A 24,818-nucleotide genomic window follows, 5' to 3' on the forward strand; every position below is an offset into this window, starting at 1 on the left:
GGGTCAGCTGTGCGGTGCGTCCGCGGCGTGGTGCGTGCGCGGGTGCAGGATGCTCACCTCGTCGGCTTCGTCCGGGAAGTCCTGCACGCCGAGGGCGAGGGCCTGCTGGCGACGCCGACGCATCGACGGCGCAGCCGCGGCGCCGAGCACCGCGAGGGCGGCCACCCCGGTGCACACCCAGAATCCGATCGAGAAGGCGTCGTCGGTCGGCAGTCCCTGCGGGGTGCTGTTCGACGTGATCAGCGCGGCGATCACGGCGGTGCCGATGCTGCTGCCGATCGTGCGGGCGATGGTGTTGACGCCGATCGCTTCGCCGGTCTGCGCGGCGGGGACGCTCTCGATGATGGCGTTCGAGGCGGAGGCCAGGGCAAGGCCGATTCCCGCTCCGGTGAACAGGCCGGAGGCGACGATCTGCCACATCTGGTCGTGGGCGATGCCGGGGATGACGAACGCGATGGTGACGAAGACGGCGCCGAGGAGCATCGGCGGCTTCGGCCCGAACTTGCGCACGAGCATCCCGGCCAGCGGGCCGAACACCACCATCATCAGCACGGTGGGCAGCAGGAACAGGCCGGCCTCCGAGACCGACTTGCCGAAGCCGTAGCCGGTCGCGGCCGGAAGCTGCAGCAGGGTGGGCACCAGCACGAAAGTGCCGAACATGGCGAAGCCGAAGATGAGGGCCACGATGTGGGCCGTCCACACGCCGCGCACCTTCATCAGGCGCATGTCGATCAGGGGTTCCGCCACCCGCAGTTCGACGAACACGAACACGACCAGGGCGATCGCACCGAGGACGATCAGGCCGATGGTCTCGAACGAGTCCCAGCCCCAGTTCGCGCCCTCGCCGATCGCGAGCAGCAACGACACGAGCGCCACGCTGAGGATGCCGGCGCCGAGAACGTCCAGACGCCCCGGGGTCTTCACCGGCGATTCGGGCATCCCGAAGATCACGCCGAGCAGGGCGATGACGATGAGCACCAGCGGCAGCCAGAACAGCCAGTGCCAGGACAGGTTCTCGACGATGGGCCCGGCGGCCACGATACCGACGCCGGCGCCGACGCCGAAGATCGCCGACAGCAGGCCGATGGTCACGCCCACCTTCTCCCGGGGCAGCTCGTCACGCACGATGCCGATCGACAGCGGCATGATGGCGCCGGCCGCTCCCTGCAGGGCACGGGCAACGATGAGCACACCGAGGTTGGGCGCGAGGGCGGCCAGCAGGGTGCCCACCAGCAGGAGGGCGAGAACGATGATGAGGATGCGGCGCTTGCCCACCATGTCACCGAGCCGCCCGAGGATGGGCGTGAGCACGGCGGCGGAGAGCAGGTAGGCGGTGAGCACCCAGGCCGCGTCACCGGTGGAGACGCCGAGGTCTTCCCCGATGGTGGCGAGCGCCGGGGCGACCAGCGACTGGAGCACGGCGAAGGACAACCCGCCCAGCGAGAGGAACAGCACCAGCAGGGTGCTGTTGACCTTGGGGCCGGCCTTCGGCGGACGTGAACCCACGATGGGCTCCTGAACAGTGTGCGACATGGGACTCCGGGCTCTATGTAAACAATTGCTGACTTAGGAACTGTAGGCGAACCATCCGGTCAAGTCAACATTCGTTTACATCGCGGAAACATGCCTGTACCGTAGGAGGGAACCGGAAGGAAATGGAACCATGCGCGTACCGCCAGTGCTCAGTGCCGAGCAGGAATCAGAGACCCCTGGCGTGAGCCGGTCCCGGGATGCCGCCAGCACCCGGCAGCTTCTCCTCAACGCCGCCCGCCGCCGATTCGCCCGCGACGGCTACACCACCACCACGGTGCGGGACATCGCCGCCGAGGCCGGCGTGAATGTGGCGCTGATCAATCGCTACTTCACCTCCAAAGAAGGCCTCTTCGAAGCCTGCCTCCGCCGGGTGGGTGAAGATCTCGGCCGCCCCGCCGGGTCCACCGCAACGATCGAACAGACCCTAGAGAAGATGCTCACCCGGGTGTCCGACCAGCCCAGCGGTGATCATTCCATGCAGTTGCTCCTCCTGCTGCGCTCCTCCGGCGACGACCGGGCCGACCAGATCCGGCTGAGCACCCTGCGCTCCTTCACCGAGGGCATCGCCTCCGCCGCCGGATGGATCGCCGGAAGCCCCGACGAGGAGAACCTGCTGCTGCGGGCCCAGATCGCCATGGCCACCGCCCTGGGCGTCGTTCTGCTGCGTTCCTCGACGGGTTTGGAACCGCTGGCTTCGGCGAGCGCTGACGACCTGCGCGCCCCGCTCGGCGAGGTTCTCGCCACCCTTATGACCTCGGTCTGATTGTGAAGTGAGGGTGTCCTAACTTAGGGTTGCTCTCGATGACTACTTTCACAGCCCGCCCGGCTCGACCCGCCCGACCGCAGATCACCCTGAACGTCGTGCGCCGGGAACAGCTCAGCCCGCACCTGGTGCGCATCGTGTTGTCCGGCGAGCAGTTCGCGGACTTCGTGACGAACGAGTCCACCGACAAGTACGTGAAGATCTACTTCGCGAAGCCAGAACTGGGGCTGACCCCGCCGTACGACGTGCCGGCCCTGCGAGAGATCCTGGCACCGGAGGACATGCCGGTGACGCGCACGTACACGGTGCGGAACGTCGACGCGGCCGCCCGCACGCTGTCGATCGATTTCGTCGTGCACGGCGACGAGGGCCTGGCCGGGCCGTGGGCGAACGCCGCCCAGCCGGGCGATGCCCTGACCCTCTCCGGCCCCGGCGGCGGGTACGCCCCGACCCCCGAGGCGGACTGGCACCTGCTCGCGGGCGACCAGTCAGCGCTGCCCGCCATCGCCTCGGCGCTGGAGGCCTTGCCGAGAACGGCTACCGGCCTGGCCGTCATCCAGGTGGCCGACGCCAGCGAGATCCTGCAACTGGAGGCCCCGCCGGCCGTGGCCGTGCAGTGGTTGTTCGGCGCCGGCCCCGACCTGCTCGTCGACGCGGTCGATGGTGCGAGCTGGCTGCCCGGCCGGCCGCAGGTCTTCGCCCACGGCGAGCGCTCGGCGATGAAGGGCCTGCGCGAGGTCTTCTCCGCGCGTGGCGTGCAGCGGTCGGAACTGTCCCTGTCGGGCTACTGGGCCGAGGGCCGCACCGAAGACAAATTCCAGGCCGAGAAGCGCGAGCCGGTCGGAGTGATCCTCCCCGTTCCGGCATAGCCCGGTCCGGAGTGCTCGGCCAGGCCTACTCCGCCGGGCTGAGCGCGGCGCGCACGCGCGGGGCCTCGCGGCGGCCCTGCTCGCGGGCCGCGGCTGCGAGCGCCGGCACGATGGCGGGATCCATCACGTCGCGGCCCTGCGCCCGCTTCGAGGCGGGGTCGCGCAGCAGCACCTCCACCCGGCGGCCAGCGCCGAGGGCCGCGCGTTGTTTCGGGATGCGCGCCCACGGGCCGATCGCGGCCGTGCTCGGTGCCAGCGCGATCACCGGGCCGGCGCCGGGTGCGAGGTCGAGGTTGAGGGTTGAGCGCATCCCGCCGTCGAGGTAGCGGCGGCCCTGGATGGCGACGGGAACCGTCGCGAGCGGCACCGCGCAGCTGGCCGTAACGGCGTCGACGAGCGGCACGCCGTCCTGCCGGGTGAACACCCGCACCGCACCCGATACAGCGTCGACCGCCACAATGCCCAGGGACGTCTCCGTCCACTCCTGCACCGGCAGCCGGGCCTCGACGATGCGGCGCATCCGCTCGGCTGTACTCTCATCGGCACCGAGTGCGAGCCGGCCGAGCCGTCGTGCGGCCTGCTCGGGGTTTCGCACCAGGAGCTGGGCGCGGGAGAGCCGGAGCAGGTCACCGATGCCCAATCCGGGCGACGTTTCGTAGGGCACCCCGGCGAGGATGCCCACCTCCCAGGCGATACCGGCCACCCCTCCGACGCTGCGGCCGGGATGCTGCACACCGGCTCTCGGTCAGGCTACTGCCGCCCCGATCCAACTGCAGAACAAGAACCCTGCACGGCGGGACCAATGCTATATGCTGTCTCGAAGACAGTAAATAATGCGTCGGCGCCCCGCCCCCGCACAATCCAGGGAAGGTGTGACGCCGTGACCCCAGCCAGCCAGGACGCCTCGCTGCCACCGTTTGCTCAGGCGTATCGATCCGCGCAACTCGGGGCCCTGCTCGAGGTCTTCTCCCTATGGTCCTCCGGAACCTTCATTCGTGGGCTGGCCGTCGGAGCGGGAATCGATCTGGACCCGACCTCAATCGTGGCCGTCACCGTGCTCGCCCGTGATGGTGAGCAGCGCGCCTCCGTCCTCGCGTCGCGCCTGCATGTCGGCGCCTCCGCCATCTCCAAGCTGAGCACCCGGCTCAGCTCGCACGGTCTGATCGAGAAACGACCCGACCCCGACGACTCCCGCGCCACCCTGCTGCGCCTGTCACCCGCCGGAACGGCTGCCGCAGCCGCACTGACCCAGGCCGGCGACGCGATGATGGCGGACCTGATGCGCCACTGGTCGGACTCCGATCGGGCCGACTTCAACCGACTTCTCCGCCGCTTCCGTGATGACGCGTTCGAATACGCCATCCGCGTCGAGGCGCCCGACACCTGAACCCACCACTGACCAGAAAGCAGAAACTCCATGACCCGCACCTACCTCGTGACCGGCGCCGCCAGCGGCATCGGCAAGGCCACCGCCACCCTCCTCCGCTCCAGGGGACATCGCGTCATCGGCGCCGACCTCAAGGACTCCGACATCAACGCCGACCTGTCGACTGTGCAGGGCCGAGAACTCCTGATCGCGTCCGCAACGGAGCTGTCCGGGGGCGTGCTGGATGGCGTCATCGCCGTCGCCGGCCTCAGCCATCCGATCCCCGTCACGGCCGCCGTCAATTACTACGGCACCGTCGCGACCCTGGAGGGCCTCCGCCCGCTGCTGACCCGGTCCTCCGCCCCGCGTGCCGTGGCCGTCGCCTCGATGGCGTCACTGCAGGCCTACGACGAGGAGCTGGTGCAGCACCTGCTGGAAGGCACCGAGGAGGATGCACTGGCCCGCGCCGCAGAACTCGCCACGGCTCCGGAGACCGCGCACCAGATCTACTCCTCGAGCAAGCGGGCCCTGGCCCGGTGGCTTCGCAAGGCCGCGACCACGCCCGAATGGGCCGGCGCCGGAATTCCCCTGAACGCGATCGCGCCCGGGGTCGTTCTCACCCCGATGACCGCCGAGTTGGTGGCCACCCCCGAAGGCCGGGCCCGGCTGAACGAGCAGGTCCCGATGCCGCTCAACGGCCCGTTCGATGCTGACGTGGCCGCGAAGCTGCTCGTCTGGCTCGCCGACGAGGAGAACTCACACCTCTGCGGCCAGGTCATCTTCGTCGACGGCGGATACGACGCGGTTGTCCGCGGCGACAGCACCTGGTAACCCACACCCGATTCATCGCCCGGCACCCGCGACCCCCCCCTTCGGGGGCTGGGCACTCACCACGGAGAACTACTATGCAGCTTGAAAACAAGACAGTCATCGTCACCGGCGGAGCAGCCGGCATCGGCGGCGCCATCACCCGCACGTTCGTTGAACGCGGCGCCCGAGTGGTCATGGTGGACCTGGCCAAGGAGGCCGGTGAGGCGCTGGCCGCCGAATTCGGCGACGCCGTGGTCTTCCTGCAGGGCGACGTATCCGACCCGGCACTAGCCGAGCTGGCTGTCGGCGCCTCTGTGGAACACTTCGGCGGGCTGCACGGACTCATCAACAACGCCCACGCCTCGCGGCAGGCACCGTTTCTCGAGCTCACCGAACAGATGTGGGATCTGTCCTTCAACACCGGTTTGCGCGCGACGGTCAACTTCATGCGCGCCGCATACCCGGAGTTGAAAAAGACCGCGGGGTCTGTGGTGAACTTCGGCTCCGGTGCCGGCCTTGACGGGCAGCCCACCCAGGCTGCCTACGCCGCGGCGAAGGAAGCGATCCGGGGCCTCAGCCGGGTGGTCGCCAACGAATGGGCACCCGACGGCGTTCGCGTCAACGTCGTGTGCCCCATGGCCATGACCGAGGGGGTGCAGGCCTGGTCGCAGGCGTTCCCGGAGCTGTACCAGCAGACGCTGGCCAAGATCCCGCTCGGCCGGTTCGGCAACCCGGGCACTGATGTCGCTCCAGCGGTCGCTTTCCTGGTCTCCGATGACTCGACCTACATCACCGGTCAGACCCTCATGGTCGATGGTGGAACGATCAAGCTGCACTGACCGGGCGGCACACCGCGAACTCCCTGGATAGGGGCCTACCGCGGGGCGGGGTCTTCTGTCACTCTGGGCGCCATGAGCATCCGTACCCGTGTGGTGGTGGGCGTCTATCCCGGTCAGGCCGACGGGGTGGTGCTGCAGGCAGCGGTGTTCGCCGCGCGCTTCGAGGCGGAGCTCGTCTGCGCCTGGGTGGACCCGGGCCGGCACCCGAGGGAGGACCACGCCGACGCCGCCGCCCCGGACGGCGGACCGGTAATCGACCCCCTCAGCGATGCCCCGTTGATCTCGGCGCCGGCCCCGACCCCGCCGGCCACCCAGTTCAGCCCGTACCTCGCCGCTCACCTGGAGCGCATCCTGGGCGGTCACGACATCACCTGGAGCACGCGCCAGCTCAGCGGCGACCCGGCTCGGGCCCTCGGGCAGCTCGCCGAGTCGCTCCGGGCGGCGATGATCGTGGTCGGCACTCGCGACGGCACCGTGCGCGGCAGCCTGCAGGAGTTCTTCGCCGGCTCGATCGCGATGAATCTCGCCCACCGGCAGAACCGGCCCGTCGTGGTGATACCGCTGTCACCGGTCCCGTTCGACGACGACGGGCCGTGGGAGTCGGACTGAGCGGTGTACCCTTTTCGTGGCCGACACCGGCCGACGAGACTGGGGTGAACGGTGACGAGCAGGCCGAGCGGTGGTTCCCTTGTTCTCCTCCGCCACGGCCAAAGCACCGCGAACGCCGCCGGGCTTTTCACCGGCATCCTCGACCCCGGCCTCTCCGACTCCGGCGCCGACGAGGCCAGGGCGGCCGCCGGGCTGCTGAAATCCCACGACCTGGTGCCGGATGCCGTGCTCGTGTCGCTGCTGCAGCGCGCCGGCCAGACCGCGGCCGTCGTCGCCGCGGCGCTGGACCTGCCGGCGGGCACGATCAGCGCCGACTGGCGGCTGAACGAACGCAACTACGGAGCCCTCACCGGCCGGTACAAGGACGACGTGCGCGCCGAGGCCGGCGAGGACCAGTTCCTCGCCTGGCGACGCTCGGTCGACACCGCTCCGCCGGCGATGTCCGACGAGCAGTTCGCCACCTTCGCCGGCACCGCCCTGTTCCGCGGACTGCCCGCCCGTGCGCTCACCCGCACCGAGTCCCTCCGCGACGTGATGCGCCGGGTGGCCGAGTTCCACACCGAGCGTGTGCTGCCTCTGCTCGCCGCCGGGCAGACCGTGCTGGTCGTGGCGCACGGCAATTCCCTGCGCGCCTACTGTGCGGTGCTCGAGAACCTCGACAAGTCCACCATCCACCGGCTCAACCTGCCCACCGGGCATCCGCTCGTGTACCAGGGCGGCGACCGGCGTTACCTCGACGCCCCACGCGCCGAGGCGGCAGCGCTGGCCCTCACCCTCGACGGCGGCACCTGATGTCCGCCCGACCCGGGGCGGCGCAGCCCGTGCACCTGCGCTGGCAGTCCCTCGCCCTGGTCTTCGCCGGCGGCACCGTGGGCACCGCTCTGCGCGAACTCCTCGCCCTGTCGGTGCCGCCGGTCGCGGGCGTCGCGGTGGTGATCATGGGCATCAACGTGGTCGGGGCGTTCCTGCTCGGGCTGCTGCTGGAGACCCTCACCCGCCGCGGGCCCGACGAGGGCCGGCGCCGGCAGCTGCGGCTGCTGCTCGGCACCGGCGTGCTCGGCGGCTTCACCACCTACAGCGCGCTGGCCACCGACACCAGCCTGCTCCTGGCCGACAACCGCCTGGGGGCGGCCCTGCTGTACGCCCTGGGCACCGTGATCGTTGGCGCGCTCGCCTCCTGGGCCGGTATCTCGGCCGGCGCCGCCCTGCACCGCCGCCGGGCCGGCGACGGAACGGCCACCCCGTGACCCCGCTGCTCTTCGGCGCCGTTGCGCTGGCCGGCGGCGTCGGCGCGACCCTGCGACTCGTCATCGACGGCGCGGTGCGGGCGCGAGTGCGCACCACTCTCCCCGTGGGCACCCTGTTGATCAACGTGGTCGGTTCGCTGCTGCTCGGCCTGATCACCGGGCTCACCCTGGCGCTGTGGCTGCCGGAAGCCTGGCATCTGGTGCTCGGCGGCGGCCTGATGGGCGGCTTCACCACCTTCAGCACCGCCAGCTACGAGACCGTGCGGCTGGCTCAGGACCGCCGCTCCCTTCCGGCCCTGTTCAACGGCCTGGGGATGCTCGTCTTGTCGGTGGCGTGCGCGTTCCTCGGCCTGTGGCTGGGCCTGCGCGCCTAGTCCCCGGTCCTCCCCGTCAGCCATTGCGCCCACAGCGACGACGGCAAATGAGGACGTCGTGAGTTTTCTAGGACGCCCTGGCCGCAGGCGTCCTCATAACTGCACTGTTTCCTTGTTTGCGCGTGTCGATCAGGCGGCGGGTGAGCGCTGTTCCCGGGCAGCCCGTTCCAGCGCCCGCAACAACGCGCTCGCGGCGGGCGACCCCAGGCCGGCCTCCCGCTGCGCGGTGAAGATGGTGCGCCGCGGATGCCCGGGCAGGTCCACCAACCGGCACGACGTCTCCCGGGCGGTCCACACTAGGTCCGGCATCAACCCGACGGCGTTCCCCGACTCGATCAGCCGGATCTGCGACTGCAGGTCCGCGGCCTCGTACCGCACATCGGGTTCGAACCCGGCCGACCGGCAGGCCTGCTCGGCGAAGTGCCGCGAGGCGCTGCCGCGCGGCTCCATCACCCAGGCCCGCTCCCGCATCTCCGCCAGCGCCGTTCCCGACGCCCCGGCCGGCACGGCCAGGCGGATGGCGTCGGTGGTGAGATCCTGCCGCTCCAGACCCGGCAGCCACGGCGCGGAGTGCGCGGGGTACTGCTCGGCGATGACCATGTCGAAGTCCCGCGCCCAGGTCGCGTGCAGCGCCTCTTCCGGCTCCTTCTGCACCATTTCCACCCGCACGTCGGGGTAGCCGGCGGACATCGTCCGTAGCGCCGACGGCATCAGCGCCAGCGCGGCGGACTGGAACACGGCCACCCGCACCCGGCCGCGCACGCTGGTGTGCGAGGCCTGCAGCTCCGCCTCGGTGCGCTCCAGGATGTTCGAGAGCTCCTCGGCCGCCGCGACGAGGATCTCCGCCTGCGGGGTCAGTTGCACCCGGCGCCCGGATTTGCGGAGCAGGACGGTGCCGGTTTCCTTCTCCAACAGCGTCAGCTGTTGCGACACCGCCGACGGGCTGTACGCCAGCGCCTCCGCGACGGCGGCCATGGTGCCGCGGATGGCGAGCTCGCGCAGCAGGAGCAATCGATGTACGTCCAGCACGGCGCCACCTTCACATCAGCAGTACTTACGAATACAGGTAAGAAACGGTCGCTTTTCTTGACGCTTCTTTCTCCGAATACTAGGTGAAAGGGCCATGGATCGCACCCGGCCCTCCTCTCCCCCTGTGCCTCGGAAAGATCGCCATGACCCTCCTCGCTGCCACTGCCACTACCAATGCCGCCGCCGCTACTGCCGCCGCGGCCTCGCCCGCCGCCGACTCCGTCGACCCCACCCTGAGCGCCGAGGCGATCGCGCTGGTGCGCCGTTGGCTGCGCGAGGCATCGTCGGTGCCGGTGGATGCCTCCGGCGCCCAGCTGGCCGGGGTGCTGAAGGACCCCAAGGGTCTCGACTTCACCGTCGGCTTCGTCGACGGCGTGGTGCGCCCGGAAGATCTCACGGTCGCCGCCACCACCCTCAAGACCATCGCCCCGCAGGTGCCGGGCTTCCTGCCCGCCGTGCTGCGCGGCGCCGTCAAGGTCGGCGGCCGGGTCGCCCCGCTGCTGCCCGGCGTGGTCGTGCCCATCGCCCGCACGGTCCTGCGCACCATGGTCGGGCACCTGATCATCGACGCCACCGAGAACAAGCTCGGGCCGGCGATCGCGAAGATCAAGACCGACGGCGTGCGGCTGAACGTCAACCTGCTCGGCGAAGCGGTGCTCGGCCGGGGCGAGGCCGACCGCCGGCTCGAGGGCACCCACCGGCTGCTCGCCCGGGATGACATCGACTACGTCTCGATCAAGGTCTCCTCCACGGTCGCACCGCACAACCCGTGGGCCTTCGACCGGGCGGTCGACGACATCGTCGAGGAGCTCACCCCGCTCTTCAGCCGCGCCCAGGCGGCCCCCACCCCCAAGTTCATCAACCTGGACATGGAGGAATACAAGGACCTCGACCTCACCATCGCGGTTTTCACCCGCATCCTGGACCGGCCGGACTTCCTCCAGCTCGAGGCGGGCATCGTGCTGCAGGCCTACCTGCCCGACGCCCTCGCGGCGATGATCCGGCTGCAGGAGTGGAGTGCGGCGCGGCGGGCCCGTGGCGGCGCGGCGATCAAGGTGCGCCTGGTGAAGGGCGCCAACCTGCCGATGGAGCAGGTCGAGGCATCCGTGCACGGCTGGCCGCTGGCCACCTGGAACTCCAAGCTGGACACCGACACCAACTACAAGCGGGTCATCGACTACGCCCTGCACCCCGACCGCATCCGCAATGTGCGCGTGGGCGTCGCCGGCCACAACCTCTTCGATGTCGCGTACTCCTGGCTGCTCGCGGGCCGCCGCGGGGTGCGCGCCGGCATCGAGTACGAGATGCTGCTCGGCATGGCCCAGGGGCAGGCGGAGGCCGTGCGCCGCGAGGTCGGCTCGCTGTTGCTCTACACCCCGGTCGTGTCGCCGACGGAATTCGACGTGGCGATCGCGTACCTCATCCGCCGGCTGGAAGAGGGCGCGTCCAGCGACAACTTCATGTCCGCCGTGTTCGAGCTCGACCGGAACGAGGACCTGTTCAAGCGGGAGCAGGAGCGGTTCCTCGCCTCCATCGCCGCGCTCGACGGCCTGGTGCCGCCGACGCACAAGGTCGCCGACCGGTACGCGGCCGTGCAACGGCCGGTGGCCGGCGCCTTCGAGAACACCCCCGACACCGACCCGTCGGTCGCGGCGAACCGCGACTGGGCGCAGGCCATCCTCGAACGGGTGCCGACCTCCCGGCTCGGCATCGACGCCGTCGAGGCCGCCCGGGTCACCGACCCCGCCGAGCTGGATCGCCTCGTGGCCGCCACCGCGGCGGCCGGCACCGCCTGGGGCCTCCTCCCCGCCGCCGAGCGCGCCCGGCTGCTGCACCGCGTGGGCGACGAACTCGAGCTCCGCCGCGCCGACTTCCTCGAGGTGATGGCCGCTGAGGCCGGCAAGACCATCGACCAGGCCGACCCCGAGGTCTCCGAGGCCGTGGACTTCGCGCACTACTACGCCGAGCTCGCCGGCGAACTCGACGCCGTGGATGGCGCCGCCTTCACCCCCGCCACCGTCACCCTGGTCACCCCGCCGTGGAACTTCCCCGTCGCCATCCCGGCCGGAGGGGCGATCGCCGCACTGGCCGCCGGCTCCGCGGCGATCCTCAAGCCCGCCGCGCTCACCGCCCGCTGCGGCGCGATCATCGCCGAGGCCATCTGGGCCGCCGGCGTGCCCGCCGAGGCGCTGCGGCTAGTCCAGGTGAGCGAACGCGAGCTCGGCGCCAAGCTGGTGGCGCACCCGCAGGTCGACCGGGTGATCCTCACCGGCGCCTACGAGACGGCGGAACTGTTCCGCTCCTTCCGCGCCGACCTACCGCTGCTCGCCGAGACCAGCGGCAAGAATGCCATCATCGTGACGCCCTCGGCCGACCTCGACCTCGCCGTCAGGGACGTGGTCTCCTCGGCCTTCGGCCACGCCGGGCAGAAGTGCTCGGCCGCGTCCCTCGTCGTCCTCGTCGGTTCCGTCGCCGAGTCCAGCCGGTTCCGCACCCAGCTGCTGGACGCGGTGTCCTCGCTCACGGTCGGCTACCCCGAGGACTCGGCAACCCAGATGGGCCCGATCATCGAACCCGCCGCGGGCAAGCTGCTCGCCGGCCTCACCACCCTGGGCGCCGGGGAAAGCTGGCTCCTCCAGCCGCGCCGGCTCGACGACACCGGCCGGTCCTGGACCCCGGGAGTGCGCGACGGGGTCACCCGCGGCTCCGACTGCCACCGCACCGAGTACTTCGGGCCGATCCTGGGCATCATGACCGCCGCCACGCTCACCGAGGCGATCGCGATGGTCAACGACGTCGACTACGGGCTCACCTCGGGGCTGCACGCGCTCGACCCGAAAGCGATCGGCCAGTGGCTCGACACGATCCAGGCCGGCAACCTCTACGTGAACCGCGGCATCACCGGCGCCATCGTGCGCCGCCAGCCCTTCGGCGGCTGGAAGAAGTCCGCCGTCGGCCCCGGCACCAAGGCCGGCGGCCCGAACTACCTCGTCGGCCTCGGCTCCTGGACCCCGACCCGGGCGGACACCGGCACCACCGTGACCGACCAGCGGGTGGCCCGGCTCGTGGCCGCCGCCCGCGCCGAGCTGCCCGCCGCCGACGCCGCCAGCGTCGAGCGCGCCGCCCGCAGCGATGCGGCGGCGTGGGCGGACCGTTTCGGCGTAGCCGGCGACGTCTCCCAGCTGACCGCCGAACGCAACGTCTTCCGCTACCTCCCGTACGACAAGACCGTGCTGGTGCGCCTCGCTCCCGGCGGCACCCTCGGCGCCCTCGCCCGAACGGTTGCGGCAGCCGCACTGACCGGCACCAGCATCACAGTCTCGAGCAGCACCCCCGTGCCGACCGGGCTGGCCGCCGCCATCCGCGCGATCGCCGGCGAACTGGTGCTGGACGACGAGGCCGCCTGGAATCGTCGGGTGGCAGCCTACGGTGCCGGCCGGGTGCGCCTGCTCGGCGCCGCCGCGGCCAGCATCGCGGCAGCCAGCGGCGCGCGGCCGGACCTGGCGATCTACGCCAACCCGGCGACCGAGTCCGGCCGGATCGACCTGCTGCCGTTCCTGCGGGAGCAGGCCGTCGCCATCACCGCGCACCGGTTCGGCACACCCAATCACCTCACCGACGCCCTCATCTGAGATCGAGAGGATCCCGGCGCCGCGGCTTACACCGTCGCGACGTCGAGGATCCAGGTCACCCCGAAGCGGTCGGTGAGCATGCCGAATCCCGGGCTCCACGCGGAGGTAGCAAAGGGCTCGACGATGGACGCGCCGCCAGAGAGCCCCGCCCAGTACCCCTGCACCTCGTCGAGGGTCTCGCCGCGGACCGAGACGAAGAACGGCTGATCGGTGAGGGTGGTGCCATTCTCGCGGTGCGTCGAGCCGGCGTTATCCGGCGAGCCGCCGACCTGGCCGGGGATGTCGTAGGCCATGACACGAAAGCCGTCGTCGCTCTCGACCTGGCCGAAAACGACGTTCTCGGCGCCGGGGATGTCCTGGGGCATTCCGAAGTCGCCGTACGTCGCGATCGTGACCCGGCCGCCGAAGACGGACCGGTAGAACTCGAGGGCCGATCGGGCGTCGCCGCTGAAGTTGAGATGGGTGGTGGTCTGGATGCTCATGTCTGCTCCTGGTGACAGCGATGCCGGGGCATCTCCCCGACAAAGCCCACTCCCTCAGCCGTGTAGGACAGTTCTCGTCCTACACTCGAACTAGGATCGACGAATGACGACGACCACCTCTCGGCTGCTCACACTGCTGTCTCTCCTGCAGACCAGACGGGACTGGCCGGGCGCCCTGCTAGCCGAGCGGCTGGAGATCAGTCACCGCACGGTGCGCCGCGACGTGGACCGACTGCGCGAGATGGGTTACAGCATCGAGGCGACGATGGGGCCGGATGGCGGCTACCGGCTCGAGGCCGGAAGCGAACTTCCCCCGCTCCTGTTCGATGACGACCAGGTCATCGCCTTGACGGTCGCGCTGCAGGCGGCCGCAGTCACCGGGGCGGGGATCGAGGAGGCTGCCCTGAGGGCGTTGACCACCGTGCGGCAGGTGCTGCCCGCGCGGCTCCGCCACCGTCTGGACTCGGTGGAGTTCAGGGCAGTGCCGCGTCCCGGCGACGGCCCCGCCACATCTGTTTCACCCGCCGTGCTCCTCGCCCTCTCCGCCGCCGTGCGCGCACGCGAGGTACTGCGGTTCGACTTCGCCAGCCCGCGAGCGGATGCCGATGGGACAGCGCCGGAACCGGCTCGGCGGGTCGAACCGCACCACCTGGTCACCTCCCACGGGCGCTGGTATCTCGTCGCGTGGGACCTCGAGCGGGACGACTGGCGCATCTTCCGCGCCGACCGCATCGCCCCGCGCACCCCGACCGGACCCCGCTTCCGACCGCGCGAGATCCCCGGCGGCGACCCGACGGGATTCGTCGCGGCCCGCTTCAAGGGATCGGCCCAGGACAACACCTGGCCCTGCACCGGCACCGTTGTACTCCACCAGAACGCCGACGCGGTTCTCCCGTTCGCCGGCGGCGGCACCGTCGAGGCGCTCGGCCCCGACCGGTCCCGCTATACCGTCGGTTCCTGGTCCTGGATGGCCCTCGCCGCGTCCTTGGGCCGATTCGACACGGACATCGACGTTGTCGGCCCACCCGAACTCACCGAGGCGTTCGCACGGCTGGCAGCCCGCAACGCGGCAACGGCCCGATAGCCCTCCGGGGCGAGGCGGTGCCGTTGCTCGATGGACCGACCCCACGCCGTTCCCGCGAGGATCAGGGCAATACCGACGTAGCCGACGAGGGTCACCTGGTCACGTGCGATCGCGATCCCCACGGCTGCTGCCCAGATCGGCTCGGTTCCGAGGAGGAGGCTCACCCTCGAGGGCGAGGTACGCCGCACTGCCCAGGTCTGCACGAGGAACGCGAACACCGTGCACGCGAGCACAAGGTAGAGGAACAGGACCCCGCGGCCGGGGTCGAGGTGGGCCAGGAAGTGCGGGATCGAGTCGCCGTGGAACACCGACACGGCCGAGAAGAGAATCGCGCAGGTGGCGAGCTGCACCGTCGTGAGGTGCAGCGAGTTCATCGGCCTGCTGCCGGTGAGCCTGAACATCGACGTGACGTGGACGGCGCGAACAATCGCCGCCACGAGGACGAGCAGGTCGCCGAGACTCAGTGGTTGGAAGACCCCGTTGCCGACGAGTAGGGCGACTCCAGCGATTGCGATCACGGCGGCGAGCAGGAATCTGCCGGGCAGTCGGCGACCGGACACCGCGGAATCGAGGAGCGGGGTGAACACGATCGTCAGGCTGATGATGAGGCCGGCATTCGTGGCAGACGTGTGAGCTATCCCGAAGGTTTCGAAGGCGAACACGGCGGCCAGGATGACCCCGAGCAACGCACCGGCTCGCAGGTCCGCTGCCGTTATCCGGTTCCGCCGCGCGGCCACGATCGCCGCCATCAGGGCGGCGGCGAGCAGCATCCGTAACGCGAGCAGTGCCACGACGGAATCTGGAGTGACGAGCTCTTTGGCCACGAGGTAGGTCGATCCCCACGTGGCGGCGACCAAGAGCAGGAGCAGGTCGACGCGGAATCGGCTGAGGAGAGCGGGCATTCCCCCATCGTCCGGGTGGATCTCGCGTAAGACAAGAGAGCAGTTCTGTGTCGAATGCCTTAGTTTGAACTTATGGAACTGGGTCAGCTTCGGGCTTTGAGAGAGTTGGGCGACCGGGGCAGCATTGCCGCCGTCGCTGCGGCGCTGTTCGTCTCGCCCTCGTCGATATCGCAACAGATCAGCGCATTGCAACGCCACTCGGCCGCTCCGTTGACGTCCAAAGACGGCCGGCGGACGGTCCTCACCGACGCCGGGCGCGCCTTGGCGCTGGCGGCCATCGACGTGGAGGTCGCGCTCGAACGCGCCGGGCAGGCGGTGGCACGGTTCCAGAACGACCGGTCCGGCGACGTGTCGGTGGCGGCCTTCCACAGCGCGGGCCTGGCCGTCTTCGGCCCCCTGCTGGCCGCGTGCGAGAGTCCAGACCTGCCGGATGTCCGGCTGACTGACTTCGACGTGGCCCAAGACGACTTCCCGCTCCTCACGGCCGACCATGATCTGGTCCTCGCGCACCGGATGGTCGGTAGCCCGTCCTGGCCGGGCTCGGTGCGGGTGGAATCGCTCCTGTTCGAACCCCTGGATATCGCTGTCCGACAGGACCACCCGCTCGCAGCGAAGGCCGCGATCGAACCGGCGGACCTTGAGCGCGAGTCCTGGGTCGCCGTGCATGAAGGTTTCCCGCTCGAGCAGGCTCTCGCCGTGATTGCGGGGATCGCCGGGACCGAAGCCCGCGTGCGGCACCGGATCAACGAGTTCTCCGTCGCTGCCGCCATCGTCGAGGCGAGCGGATGCGTCGCGCTGATGCCCCGGTACACGACCGACCTGCGCGACCATCCTGGCCTGGTGCTTCGTCCGCTCGCCCGCCCCGAACTGGGCCGGCACATCGACTGCCTTGCTCGCCCCGAAACCCTCGAGCGCAGCAACGCGAAGGCGGTCCTGGCGCAGATCAGGGCGATAGCCGCGACTCTCACCCGGTGAAGACTGGCTCCTTAGCTGCCCTTGATCATATCAACAAGCTCCTGGGCGTTCTCGTCCGGTGACAGACCGATTTGCAGCTGGTCGCCCTTCAACGTCTCCATGACCACGACCGCGGCCTGCAGCTCTCCCCCGATCCGGATCACCAGGCGCGCCTGATCGCCGGCTCCGACAGCCTGCTCGGTGAGCTCGTGAAGCACCGCCGCACCGTCTGCGGTGAACGTCACGTCGACCGCGTTCTGCCCGTTTCCGGCGACACTGGAATCCGCGACGCCGGCTTCCTCGAAGGCGTCTGGGAGCAATACGTTCTGACCGTTGACCAGCACGCACGGGGAATCCGACCCCTCAGTGCAGGTTTCCGCGACCGTCATTTCGATCTGTCCCCCGGTACCCGACGATGGCTCGTCGACGCCGGCAGCGCCTGAGCAGGCGCTGAGCGCCAACACCGCAAGGACCACCACGGAGAGCCTGGGTGTTCGAGAAATCATGACCGTCCTTCCTCGGGGCGGGCTAAGCCGCTCGTGTGCGCTCTCGCCCGGATGCAGATCAGGCCGAAAGCGGAGGCGGCAACGCAGGCGAGGATGCCGACGACCGCGCCGGCATCAGGGATGATCGCGGGGCCGCGGAAGGCCATCACAGCGAGCACCGCACTGGACGCGCCGATTCCGGCAACAGCCCCCTGCCCGAGGCGGGAGGGCCACCAGCGATAGGTGATGGCCAGCGCAATCGTGGCGCCTGCCACTGCCGCCGAGCTGATCACCAGGCCACCGAGCGTGCTGAAATACAGTTCCAGCCCGAGGACAGGAGCCGCCACGTCCGGGTGGGACACGGCTTCGAAGATATGCGAGCCGATGGTGAGCATCGTTGAGGTGGCCAGCCCGATGCACATTCCGAGCATCATCGTGAATGCGACCGCTCCGGGATTGCAGCGGGCGATCTCTTGTTCGCCGAGAGTCCCCATGGTGACAGCCTCCCACACACGTGCGGCTGCGCTCTCGGCTCCTCGGCGACGGTCTCCGGTACTCTGAACAGCATTGCCGTCGCCATGCACGAGGACGACGCCCCACCCGAGGAGAACCATATGTCGGTCGGCTTGCTCGCCGTAGTCGATGACATCCTGACCGCCGCCCTCAAGGCGAGCGCGAAGACCGCAGGAGTCGTCATCGACGACGCGGCCGTCACCCCGCAGTACGTCCAGGGGCTCTCCCCGGCCCGCGAACTCCACGTCGTCTGGCGGATCGCGCTGGGCAGCCTGTTCAACAAGTTCATCATCATCATCCCGCTCGCACTTCTCCTGTCGGCGTTCGCGCCCTGGGTGCTGCCGTTCCTGCTGATCCTCGGCGGCACGTACCTGTGCTTCGAGGGTGCCGAGAAGGTCACCGAATGGTTCGGCGTGCACCACGCCACCGAGGAGACCGAAGCGCGGGACGAGGGCAAGCTCATCTTCGGTGCCATCCGCACCGACCTCATCCTCAGCACCGAGATCATGCTCATCGCGTTGGCGAGCCTCGATCCCGATTTCGGGATCTGGATGACGCTGGGCGCGCTGGTCGTGATCGGCCTCGGCATGACGCTTCTGGTCTACGGCGCGGTGGCGCTGCTCGTCAAGATCGACGACATCGGGCTGGCGCTGATGAAGAACCCGGTGCGCAAGGTGCGTCGCACCGGCGCGCGCATTGTGCGCTCCATGCCCGCCGTGTTCCGGGTGATCGGCATCGTCGGCACCGTCGCCATGTTGTGGGTGGGCGGCCACCTCGTCATCGCCAACCTGGCGGAGACGATCTGGCACGGCCCATACGACGTGCTGCATGCCGTGACGCACGCGATCGAATCGGCCGGACCGGTTGTCGTCTGGACCACCGACACCGCCATGTCGGCGGTGTTCGGGCTCGTACTGGGCCTGATCGTTGTCGTGATCGTTCTCGGAGTATCCCGTGTGCTCAAGCGCAACCAGCCGGTCGACGCCGCCCACTGACGGCCCCGGCCGGCAGGGCTAGCGCACCGACTTGCGCTCGTAGAGCACCATCGACCAGACGTAGCCGATGACCGTGATCACGGCGCACCAGCCGACCGCCAGCACCGCGTTCCAACCGAGCGGGGTGCCGAGCAGCAGCCCGCGGATGGTCTCGACGATCGGAGTGAACGGCTGGTACTCCGCGAACCATTGCAACCCAGCGGGCAGCGACGCCGTGGGTACGAACCCACTGCCGAGGAAGGGCAGCAGCACCAGCAGGAGCGGCAGGTTGCTCGCCGTCTCGACCGACTTGGCCTGCATCCCCATGCCGACCGCGAGCCAGGTGATCGCGAAGGCGATGAACGCGATCAGCCCGGCGGCGGCGAGCCACTCGAGCGCATCGGCGGTCGTGCGGAAGCCGATCAGCAGGCCGACGACGAGCACGAGCGCGACGGCGATGATCGCCTGGATGGTGTTGCCGAGCACGTGCCCGGCGAGCACGGATGCCCGGGAGATCGCCATGGTACGGAATCGTGCCGTGATCCCCTCGGTCATGTCCATCGACACGGTCGTCGCGGTGCCGCCGGCCGTGCCGGCGATGGTGATCGCAAGGATCCCCGGCATGACGTAGGCGAGGTATGCCTCCCGTCCCCCGGCCGGGTCGACGCCGGGCAGGCCGGCCCCGAGGGTGCCGCCGAAGACGAAGACGAACATGAGCAGGATGACCACCGGTCCCACGATCGTGAACACCGACAAGCCGGGGTAACGCACCATGTGCAGCAGGTTGCGTCGCAGCATCGTGACCGCGTCGGCGACGACATGCGACTGGCGTTTGGTGCCCTGCGCCGTCGGGCGCTGGATGCTGAGGGTTGTCATGATTCCGTTCCTTTCCGGTCGACCCGTCCGGAGGGTTCTTCCGTGCCGGTCAGGGCGAAGAACACGTCATCCAGGTCGGGGGTGTGGATGCTGAGGTCGTCGACCTCGAGGTGGGCCGCGTCGAGGCGGTCCAGCACGGCGCGGAGCGCGCCGATCCCGCCGTCGCTCGGCACGGTGAGGGCGAGTCCGGCGTCGTCGCGGGTGGATTCGTTCAGCAGCCGGGAGGCGGCGTCGAGCGCCGCTGCGCTCTGGAACCGGAGGCGGAGGTGCCCGCCGGGCACGAGACGCTTGAGCTCGTCCGGTGTGCCGGCTGCCACGATGCGCCCGCCGTCCAGAACCGCGATGCGGTCCGCGAGTTCGTCCGCTTCCTCCAGGTGCTGGGTGGTGAGCAAGACCGTCGTGCCCTGCGCGACCAGGCTGCGCACAATGTCCCACATGCTGTGGCGGCTGCGCGGGTCCAGCCCGGTGGTGGGCTCGTCGAGGAAGATCACGCTGGGTGTGGCGACGAGGGTCATCGCGAGATCGAGCCGACGCCGCATGCCGCCGGAGTAGGTGGCGAGGGGTTTGCGGGCGGCCTCGACCAGGTCGAACTGGTCGAGCAGCTCGGCCACCCGCGCCTTCGAGCGCTTCTCGCCCAGGTGGCGCAGCCGGGCCATCAGCAGCAGGTTCTCCTCGCCGGTGAGCAGGCCGTCGACCGCGGAGAACTGGCCGGTGAGGCCGATCGCCGCGCGCACGCCGTCGGGGTCCCGCCGCACGTCGGCGCCCGCGACCGTCATGGTGCCGGCATCCGCGCGCACGAGCGTGGACAGAATGTGCACGGTCGTGGTCTTGCCGGCGCCGTTCGGGCCGAGCAGGGCGGTGACGGTGCCTGCTGCCACGGTGAGGTCGACGTCGTCGAGCACGACCTTGGCGCCGTAGGACTTTCGCAGCCCGCGGACAGCAATCGATGTGGTGGTCATGAGGGTCGGTTCCTTTCTTCAGGAGCGCACTCAGTGCGCGCGACGGATGTTGATGTCACCGAATTGGGTGCGCGCACGCACCGTGACGGTCTGCTCGGTCGGGTCGGGCACGGTGTCGCCGGCCAGCTCGTTGCGCAGGCGCCCGTTCTTGGACGCCAGGTCGAGCCAGGCGGGAACACCGGGTCGCACGCCGATCGCGATCTGGCCGAAGCCGCTCTCGACCTGCACCGACCCGCTCGAGATCTCCCCCAGCTCGATGCTGCCGTAGGCGGTCTTCGCCGACACGGCGGCGAGTGCCCGCGTGATCTCGAGGTCGCCGTAGGACAGCTTCGCCTCGAGGTCGCCGCCGGACTCACCGATCTGGATGTTGCCGTGCGATGCCTTGAGGATCGCGTCCCCGGTGACCGTGCCGATCCGGATCTGGCCGTGGTCGGCCGTGATCTCGATGTCTCCCTCGGCGCTACCGAGCGTGGCGTTTCCATTGCCCGCGCGCAGCCACAGGTCGGCGGTGCTGTCGACCTGCGCCGCGCCGTTCGAGCACTTGATCCGGGTGGCGCCGAGGCGTCCGGTTGTGCGCACATTGCCCGACGAGATCTCGGCCGTGACCCTGGATCCGGTCGGCAGCTCGATGAGCATGTCCACCGATTCGGTGGGCCCGATGATGCTGAAGCGAGGTTTCGGGGCGGTGACGGTGAGCCGCTGGCCGTCGAACTCCACCGTGGTCTCCTCGGCGCCGCGGCGGTCGACCGCCTTGGCCGAGCTGGTCGGCGACACCGTCACGACGGTGTCGGTGCGGTCGCTGGCGACGACCACGATCTCTCCGACCGGCACATGAATGGCCAGGTCGATGGGTGCGGGAGTGTTGTAGGTGGGCATGCTGACGCTCGCCTTTCTCTGGGCTGGAGGGTGCAGTCGGCCGGCCCCGCGGGTGCGCGTGGCAGGTGGTACAGGTGGGCAGGTCGGTTTAGCGCGCCCAGCCTGCGAAGTTGTCGCCGGTGCGCAGCGTGCGTTGCGCGGACCGGCGTTGTTTGGGTTGGAGGGCGGCCGCGACCGCCCGCACCAACCAGGTGTTCACAGACAGCCCGTCGGCCGCGGCCGCCTCGTCCACCCGCGCCTTGAGCGCGTCGGGCAGGCGGAGCGTCGTGCGGGAGGTGCTCGCGTCGTCCAGGTCGACGGATGCGGCGGGCCGCTCGTCGCTGTCGGGTTCGGTACTCGGCGCGGCCACGACGAACTCGACCTCCCGCCCCCGCAGCCGCACGTCGACCGATCCGGGGGCGAGGTCACGGGTGATCTCGCCGGCCGCGGCGGACAGCACGTCGAGGAGCACGAGTCGCACCGAGGCATCCAGTCCGGCGGCGAGGCGCTCGGCCACCGCGCGGGTGTCGTCCGAGCCGTTCTCCGCGGCATCCACCAGCTGGCGCTGCAAGTCGTTGACGTACTGTCCGAGTTCCATACCACCATAGTGACACCACGGTGGTGTCACGTCAAGGGTTTCTGGTGTCAGGAAGAAACTTTGTGGTGTCAGAGCCGCGCGCGTTGCCGCGTAGCCGGATGCGGCGAAAACTGCTTGAATTTCTTTCACCTCGAGTGTCGATCCACGCGGGTCCCGTTCGACGTCTAAGTAGAGGGGCGCACAGGGCGGCCCGACAAGCCAAGGAGAATCCGATGAAGTACATGCTGATCATGCGCGCGACCGATGCGGCCCGACAGGACTACGAGAAGGCCGACTTCAACGAGATCATCGAGAAGATGGGTGCCTACAACGAGGCCCTGCTCAAGGCCGGCGTGATGCTCGCCGGCGACGGCCTGGCCGACTCGATGGCCGACAACTTCGTGGTCGACTTCTCCGCCGACCCGCCCATCGTCACCGACGGCCCCTACGGCGAAACCCACGAACTCTTCAGCGGTTTCTGGATGATCCAGGTCGCCTCGAAGGAGGAGGCCCAGGAGTGGGCCAGCCGGTGCCCGCTCGGTCCCGGGTCGAAGCTCGAGGTGCGGCGGGTCACCGAGATGAGCGACTTCGGCGAGTTCGCCGACAACCCGGTGCTGCAGCAGCAGGAGACCTGGCGCGCGGAGAGCGGCCAGGTCTAGGCGACCGCCGACGGGACGAGGTGCGGCACCATGACCGACACGCGGCGCACGGTGGAGGCGGTCTGGCGCATCGAAGGCGCCCGGATCGTCGCCACCCTCGCCCGGGTGACCAACGATGTGGTGCTGGCCGAGGACCTCGCCCAGGAAGCCGTGGTCGACGCCCTCCGGCAGTGGCCGGACACGGGCGTCCCCCACAACCCCGGCGCTTGGCTCACCGCCGTCGCCAAGCGCAAGGCCGTCGACACCTGGCGGCGGCGCGAACGCCTGGACGACAGGTACCAGGCCATTGCGCACGACCTGGCGACGACCGCGGGCTCCGACGCGGATGCCTGGCAACCCATCGACGACGACGTACTCCGGCTGGTCTTCATCGCCTGCCACCCCGTGATCGCGCGCGAAGCCCAGGTGGCGCTCACCCTGCGGCTGATCGGCGGACTCACCACCGAGGAGATCGCCCGGTTGTTCCTGCTGCCGGTCGCCACCATCCAGCAGCGCATCGTGCGGGCCAAGAAGACCCTCACCGCCGCGAAGGTGCCGTTCGAGGTGCCGGACCCGAGCGAGTGGCGGGCCCGGCTCGGCTCGGTGCTCGGCGTGGTCTACCTGATCTTCACCGAGGGCTACGCGGCCACCTCCGGTGAGGCCTGGATGCGCACCGACCTCGCGAACGAGGCGCTCCGGCTCGGCCGGGTGCTGTCCGGCCTCACTCCGAGGGAGCCGGAGGTGCACGCGCTCCTGGCACTGATGGAGCTGCAGGCGTCGCGGTTCGGCGCCAGGGTGCGCCCCGACGGCAGGCCCATCCTGCTGGCCGACCAGGACCGCAGCCGGTGGGACCGGGCGCAGATCGGTCGCGGGCAGGCGGCACTGGCCCGGGCGGATGCGCTGGGCCGCGGCCGGGGCAGCTACGCCCTGCAGGCCGCGATCGCCGAGTGCCACGCCACCGCCCCGAGCATCGAGGACACCGATTGGGCCCGGATCGTGCTGCTCTACGAGGCGCTCGGCCGCATCGCGCCCAACCCGGTGGTCGACCTCAACCGGGCGGTGGCGGTGTCGATGGCGACGGGTCCGGCATCCGCCCTGCTCATCGTGGACGGCCTGGCTGACGCCGGGGCGCTGAGCGGCTCGTCGCTGCTGCCGAGCGTGCGCGGCGAACTGTTGGCCCGGCTCGGCCGCGCCGAGGAGGCCCGGTCGGAGTTCGTCACGGCCGCCGGCCTGACCGCCAACAGCCGGGAGCGGGGCGTCTTGTTGGCCAAGGCCGCCGCGCTCTGAGCGTTCGCGGCCGGCTGCCAGACTGAGGGCATGACCGCCCGCGAACCAGAAGACCGCGCAGAGTTGCCCACCCCGACGCTCGTCATCGACGAAGCGAAGCTGGACGGGAACATTGCCGCGATGGCCGCATTCGCAGCGGAGCGCGGACTCGCCCTGCGTCCGCACGTGAAGACGCACAAGTCGATCGAGATCGCCCGCCGCCAGGTCGCCGCCGGTGCCGTGGGCATCACCGTCGCCACTATCTCCGAGGCGGAGATCTTCGCGGCCGCGGGCTTCACCGATATCTTCATCGCCTATCCGCTCTGGCTCGATGCCGACAAGACCGCCCGGCTGCGGCGCCTGCTCGAAGCGATTCCGGCCACGGCCGGTCCGTTAGTCATCGGGGTCGACTCCCGCGAGGGCGCCGAACGGGCCGCGCGGGCCGCCGCCGGGCTCCTGGACCGGCTGGCGGTGCTCGTCGAGGTGGACTCCGGGCACCATCGCAGCGGCGTTGCGGCCGCAGAGGCGGCATCCGTCGCGGCCGCCGCAGTGCAAGCCGGCCTCGACGTGGCCGGGGTGTTCACCTTCCCCGGGCACAGCTATTCGCCGGAGGGTCGCCGGGCCGCGGCAGCCGACGAAGCCCGTGAACTCACTGCCGCGGTCGCCGCATTGGCCACGGCCGGCGTGACCGCGCGCATTGTGAGCGGCGGGTCGACGCCATCCGCCGAGTTCGCCGACGCCAGCGTGCTCACCGAGCTGCGGCCCGGGGTCTATGTGTTCCGCGACGCGCAACAGTGGGAGCTCGGCATGTCCAGCCCCGACGACATCGCGCTGACCGTGCAGGCCACCGTGGTCTCCCGCCGCGGCGACCACCTCATCGCCGATGCCGGCAGCAAGGTGCTCGGCGTCGACCGCGGATCGTTCTCGACCGGTTTCGGCCGCCTGCTCGACCACCCGGAGGCCCGCATCACCGCGCTGTCGGAGCACCACGCCACGATCACCGGCGCCGACCTGCCCGCCGGCAGCCGGATCACCGTCGTGCCCAACCACGTCTGCATCGCCGTGAACCTCGCCGACGAGTACGTGGTCGTGCGCGGCGGCGGCGTCATCGGGCGCTGGCCCGTGGATGCCCGCGGCGCGAACACCTGACCCGTGCAAACCCCCAGAGCCCAATCCCGGGTG

26 protein-coding genes and 1 pseudogene are annotated in these 24,818 nt (G+C 70.0%); 16 read left to right on the forward strand and 11 right to left on the reverse strand.

What is annotated here, in order from left to right:
• Positions 1-3: 3 nt before the first annotated feature.
• A complete protein-coding gene (locus ACU5E9_RS11280; RefSeq protein ID WP_456810006.1) occupies positions 4-1,506 on the reverse strand; it encodes an MFS transporter in 1,503 nt (500 codons plus the stop codon).
• Positions 1,507-1,663: 157 nt separating this feature from the next.
• Between ACU5E9_RS11280 and ACU5E9_RS11285 the strand changes: the two genes are divergently transcribed.
• Both ACU5E9_RS11285 and ACU5E9_RS11290 read left to right on the forward strand, forming a co-directional pair.
• Positions 1,664-2,296 (forward strand): TetR/AcrR family transcriptional regulator, encoded by a 633-nt coding sequence (locus tag ACU5E9_RS11285; protein WP_456810007.1) that lies wholly within the window; start codon positions 1,664-1,666, stop codon positions 2,294-2,296.
• A gap of 38 nt (positions 2,297-2,334) precedes the next feature.
• Positions 2,335-3,165 (forward strand): siderophore-interacting protein, encoded by an 831-nt coding sequence (locus tag ACU5E9_RS11290; protein ID WP_456810008.1) that lies wholly within the window; start codon positions 2,335-2,337, stop codon positions 3,163-3,165.
• Between the two features lie 25 nt (positions 3,166-3,190).
• Here the strand turns inward: ACU5E9_RS11290 and ACU5E9_RS11295 are convergent, their stop codons facing one another.
• Positions 3,191-3,868, reverse strand: a complete 678-nt coding sequence (locus ACU5E9_RS11295) for a patatin-like phospholipase family protein (protein ID WP_456810009.1) — start codon at positions 3,866-3,868, stop codon at positions 3,191-3,193.
• 177 nt (positions 3,869-4,045) lie between these two features.
• Here ACU5E9_RS11295 and ACU5E9_RS11300 point away from each other — a divergent pair, with 177 nt between their 5' ends.
• The 7 genes from ACU5E9_RS11300 to crcB all read left to right on the forward strand — a co-directional run bounded on the left by ACU5E9_RS11300 (position 4,046) and on the right by crcB (position 8,410).
• The gene (locus ACU5E9_RS11300; RefSeq protein WP_456810010.1) at positions 4,046-4,552 is read left to right on the forward strand and encodes a MarR family winged helix-turn-helix transcriptional regulator; all 507 of its coding nucleotides are present in this window, start codon (positions 4,046-4,048) and stop codon (positions 4,550-4,552) included.
• Positions 4,553-4,582: 30 nt separating this feature from the next.
• Positions 4,583-5,362: an SDR family oxidoreductase gene (locus ACU5E9_RS11305; protein WP_456810011.1), complete on the forward strand. Its 780-nt coding sequence runs from the start codon at positions 4,583-4,585 to the stop codon at positions 5,360-5,362.
• Positions 5,363-5,436: 74 nt separating this feature from the next.
• Positions 5,437-6,180, forward strand: a complete 744-nt coding sequence (locus ACU5E9_RS11310) for an SDR family NAD(P)-dependent oxidoreductase (RefSeq protein ID WP_456810012.1) — start codon at positions 5,437-5,439, stop codon at positions 6,178-6,180.
• Positions 6,181-6,252: 72 nt separating this feature from the next.
• Positions 6,253-6,789: a universal stress protein gene (locus ACU5E9_RS11315; RefSeq protein ID WP_456810013.1), complete on the forward strand. Its 537-nt coding sequence runs from the start codon at positions 6,253-6,255 to the stop codon at positions 6,787-6,789.
• Positions 6,790-6,840: 51 nt separating this feature from the next.
• A complete protein-coding gene (locus ACU5E9_RS11320) occupies positions 6,841-7,581 on the forward strand; it encodes a 2,3-bisphosphoglycerate-dependent phosphoglycerate mutase (protein WP_456810014.1) in 741 nt (246 codons plus the stop codon).
• Complete coding sequence (locus ACU5E9_RS11325; RefSeq protein ID WP_456810015.1) at positions 7,581-8,036, forward strand: fluoride efflux transporter FluC; 456 nt, start codon at positions 7,581-7,583, stop codon at positions 8,034-8,036. The genes ACU5E9_RS11320 and ACU5E9_RS11325 overlap by 1 nt, the downstream gene beginning before the upstream one ends.
• Positions 8,033-8,410, forward strand: coding sequence for a fluoride efflux transporter CrcB (gene crcB / locus ACU5E9_RS11330; protein WP_456810016.1), 378 nt, complete (start codon positions 8,033-8,035; stop codon positions 8,408-8,410). Before ACU5E9_RS11325 ends, crcB begins: the two co-directional genes overlap by 4 nt.
• A 129-nt stretch (positions 8,411-8,539) precedes the next feature.
• On the opposite strand, the gene ACU5E9_RS11335 is transcribed toward crcB, so the two are convergent.
• Complete coding sequence (locus ACU5E9_RS11335) at positions 8,540-9,439, reverse strand: LysR substrate-binding domain-containing protein (RefSeq protein WP_456810017.1); 900 nt, start codon at positions 9,437-9,439, stop codon at positions 8,540-8,542.
• 143 nt (positions 9,440-9,582) lie between these two features.
• Between ACU5E9_RS11335 and ACU5E9_RS11340 the strand changes: the two genes are divergently transcribed.
• The gene (locus ACU5E9_RS11340; RefSeq protein WP_456810018.1) at positions 9,583-13,071 is read left to right on the forward strand and encodes a bifunctional proline dehydrogenase/L-glutamate gamma-semialdehyde dehydrogenase; all 3,489 of its coding nucleotides are present in this window, start codon (positions 9,583-9,585) and stop codon (positions 13,069-13,071) included.
• A gap of 26 nt (positions 13,072-13,097) precedes the next feature.
• Here ACU5E9_RS11340 and ACU5E9_RS11345 read toward each other — a convergent pair whose 3' ends face one another.
• Positions 13,098-13,553 (reverse strand): VOC family protein, encoded by a 456-nt coding sequence (locus ACU5E9_RS11345; RefSeq protein ID WP_456810019.1) that lies wholly within the window; start codon positions 13,551-13,553, stop codon positions 13,098-13,100.
• A gap of 103 nt (positions 13,554-13,656) precedes the next feature.
• On the opposite strand from ACU5E9_RS11345, the gene ACU5E9_RS11350 reads away from it, so the two are divergent.
• The gene (locus tag ACU5E9_RS11350) at positions 13,657-14,637 is read left to right on the forward strand and encodes a helix-turn-helix transcriptional regulator (protein ID WP_456810020.1); all 981 of its coding nucleotides are present in this window, start codon (positions 13,657-13,659) and stop codon (positions 14,635-14,637) included.
• 56 nt (positions 14,638-14,693) lie between these two features.
• On the opposite strand, the pseudogene ACU5E9_RS11355 reads toward ACU5E9_RS11350, so the two are convergent.
• Positions 14,694-15,539 (reverse strand): annotated as a pseudogene (locus ACU5E9_RS11355) (DMT family transporter); the annotation flags it as partial.
• 72 nt (positions 15,540-15,611) lie between these two features.
• Between ACU5E9_RS11355 and ACU5E9_RS11360 the strand changes: the two are divergent.
• Entirely contained in the window at positions 15,612-16,514 is a 903-nt protein-coding gene (locus ACU5E9_RS11360) for a LysR family transcriptional regulator (RefSeq protein ID WP_456810021.1), read from the forward strand.
• A gap of 11 nt (positions 16,515-16,525) precedes the next feature.
• Here ACU5E9_RS11360 and ACU5E9_RS11365 read toward each other — a convergent pair whose 3' ends face one another.
• Positions 16,526-16,972, reverse strand: coding sequence for a SecDF P1 head subdomain-containing protein (locus ACU5E9_RS11365; protein ID WP_456810022.1), 447 nt, complete (start codon positions 16,970-16,972; stop codon positions 16,526-16,528).
• 23 nt (positions 16,973-16,995) lie between these two features.
• A complete protein-coding gene (locus ACU5E9_RS11370) occupies positions 16,996-17,472 on the reverse strand; it encodes a hypothetical protein (protein ID WP_456810023.1) in 477 nt (158 codons plus the stop codon).
• Between the two features lie 120 nt (positions 17,473-17,592).
• On the opposite strand from ACU5E9_RS11370, the gene ACU5E9_RS11375 reads away from it, so the two are divergent.
• Positions 17,593-18,486: a DUF808 domain-containing protein gene (locus ACU5E9_RS11375; protein WP_456810024.1), complete on the forward strand. Its 894-nt coding sequence runs from the start codon at positions 17,593-17,595 to the stop codon at positions 18,484-18,486.
• An 18-nt stretch (positions 18,487-18,504) separates the two neighbouring features.
• On the opposite strand, the gene ACU5E9_RS11380 is transcribed toward ACU5E9_RS11375, so the two are convergent.
• The 4 genes from ACU5E9_RS11380 to ACU5E9_RS11395 form a co-directional block, all read right to left on the reverse strand.
• Positions 18,505-19,341, reverse strand: a complete 837-nt coding sequence (locus tag ACU5E9_RS11380) for an ABC transporter permease (RefSeq protein ID WP_456810025.1) — start codon at positions 19,339-19,341, stop codon at positions 18,505-18,507.
• Positions 19,338-20,300 (reverse strand): ATP-binding cassette domain-containing protein, encoded by a 963-nt coding sequence (locus ACU5E9_RS11385; protein WP_456810026.1) that lies wholly within the window; start codon positions 20,298-20,300, stop codon positions 19,338-19,340. Before ACU5E9_RS11385 ends, ACU5E9_RS11380 begins: the two co-directional genes overlap by 4 nt.
• 30 nt (positions 20,301-20,330) lie before the next feature.
• Complete coding sequence (locus ACU5E9_RS11390) at positions 20,331-21,176, reverse strand: DUF4097 family beta strand repeat-containing protein (protein WP_456810027.1); 846 nt, start codon at positions 21,174-21,176, stop codon at positions 20,331-20,333.
• Between the two features lie 88 nt (positions 21,177-21,264).
• On the reverse strand, positions 21,265-21,753 hold the full coding sequence (locus ACU5E9_RS11395) for a histidine kinase (RefSeq protein ID WP_456810028.1): 489 nt from the start codon (positions 21,751-21,753) through the stop codon (positions 21,265-21,267).
• Positions 21,754-21,965: 212 nt separating this feature from the next.
• On the opposite strand from ACU5E9_RS11395, the gene ACU5E9_RS11400 reads away from it, so the two are divergent.
• Genes ACU5E9_RS11400 through ACU5E9_RS11410 form a run of 3 tightly spaced genes read left to right on the forward strand, consistent with a single transcriptional unit; the run spans position 21,966 to position 24,785 of the window.
• Positions 21,966-22,391: a YciI family protein gene (locus ACU5E9_RS11400; protein ID WP_456810029.1), complete on the forward strand. Its 426-nt coding sequence runs from the start codon at positions 21,966-21,968 to the stop codon at positions 22,389-22,391.
• 30 nt (positions 22,392-22,421) lie between these two features.
• On the forward strand, positions 22,422-23,657 hold the full coding sequence (locus ACU5E9_RS11405; RefSeq protein ID WP_456810030.1) for an RNA polymerase sigma factor: 1,236 nt from the start codon (positions 22,422-22,424) through the stop codon (positions 23,655-23,657).
• A 30-nt stretch (positions 23,658-23,687) separates the two neighbouring features.
• Entirely contained in the window at positions 23,688-24,785 is a 1,098-nt protein-coding gene (locus ACU5E9_RS11410; RefSeq protein WP_456810031.1) for an alanine racemase, read from the forward strand.
• Positions 24,786-24,818: the final 33 nt, after the last annotated feature.

This window comes from Cryobacterium sp. AP23 (assembly GCF_054075385.1).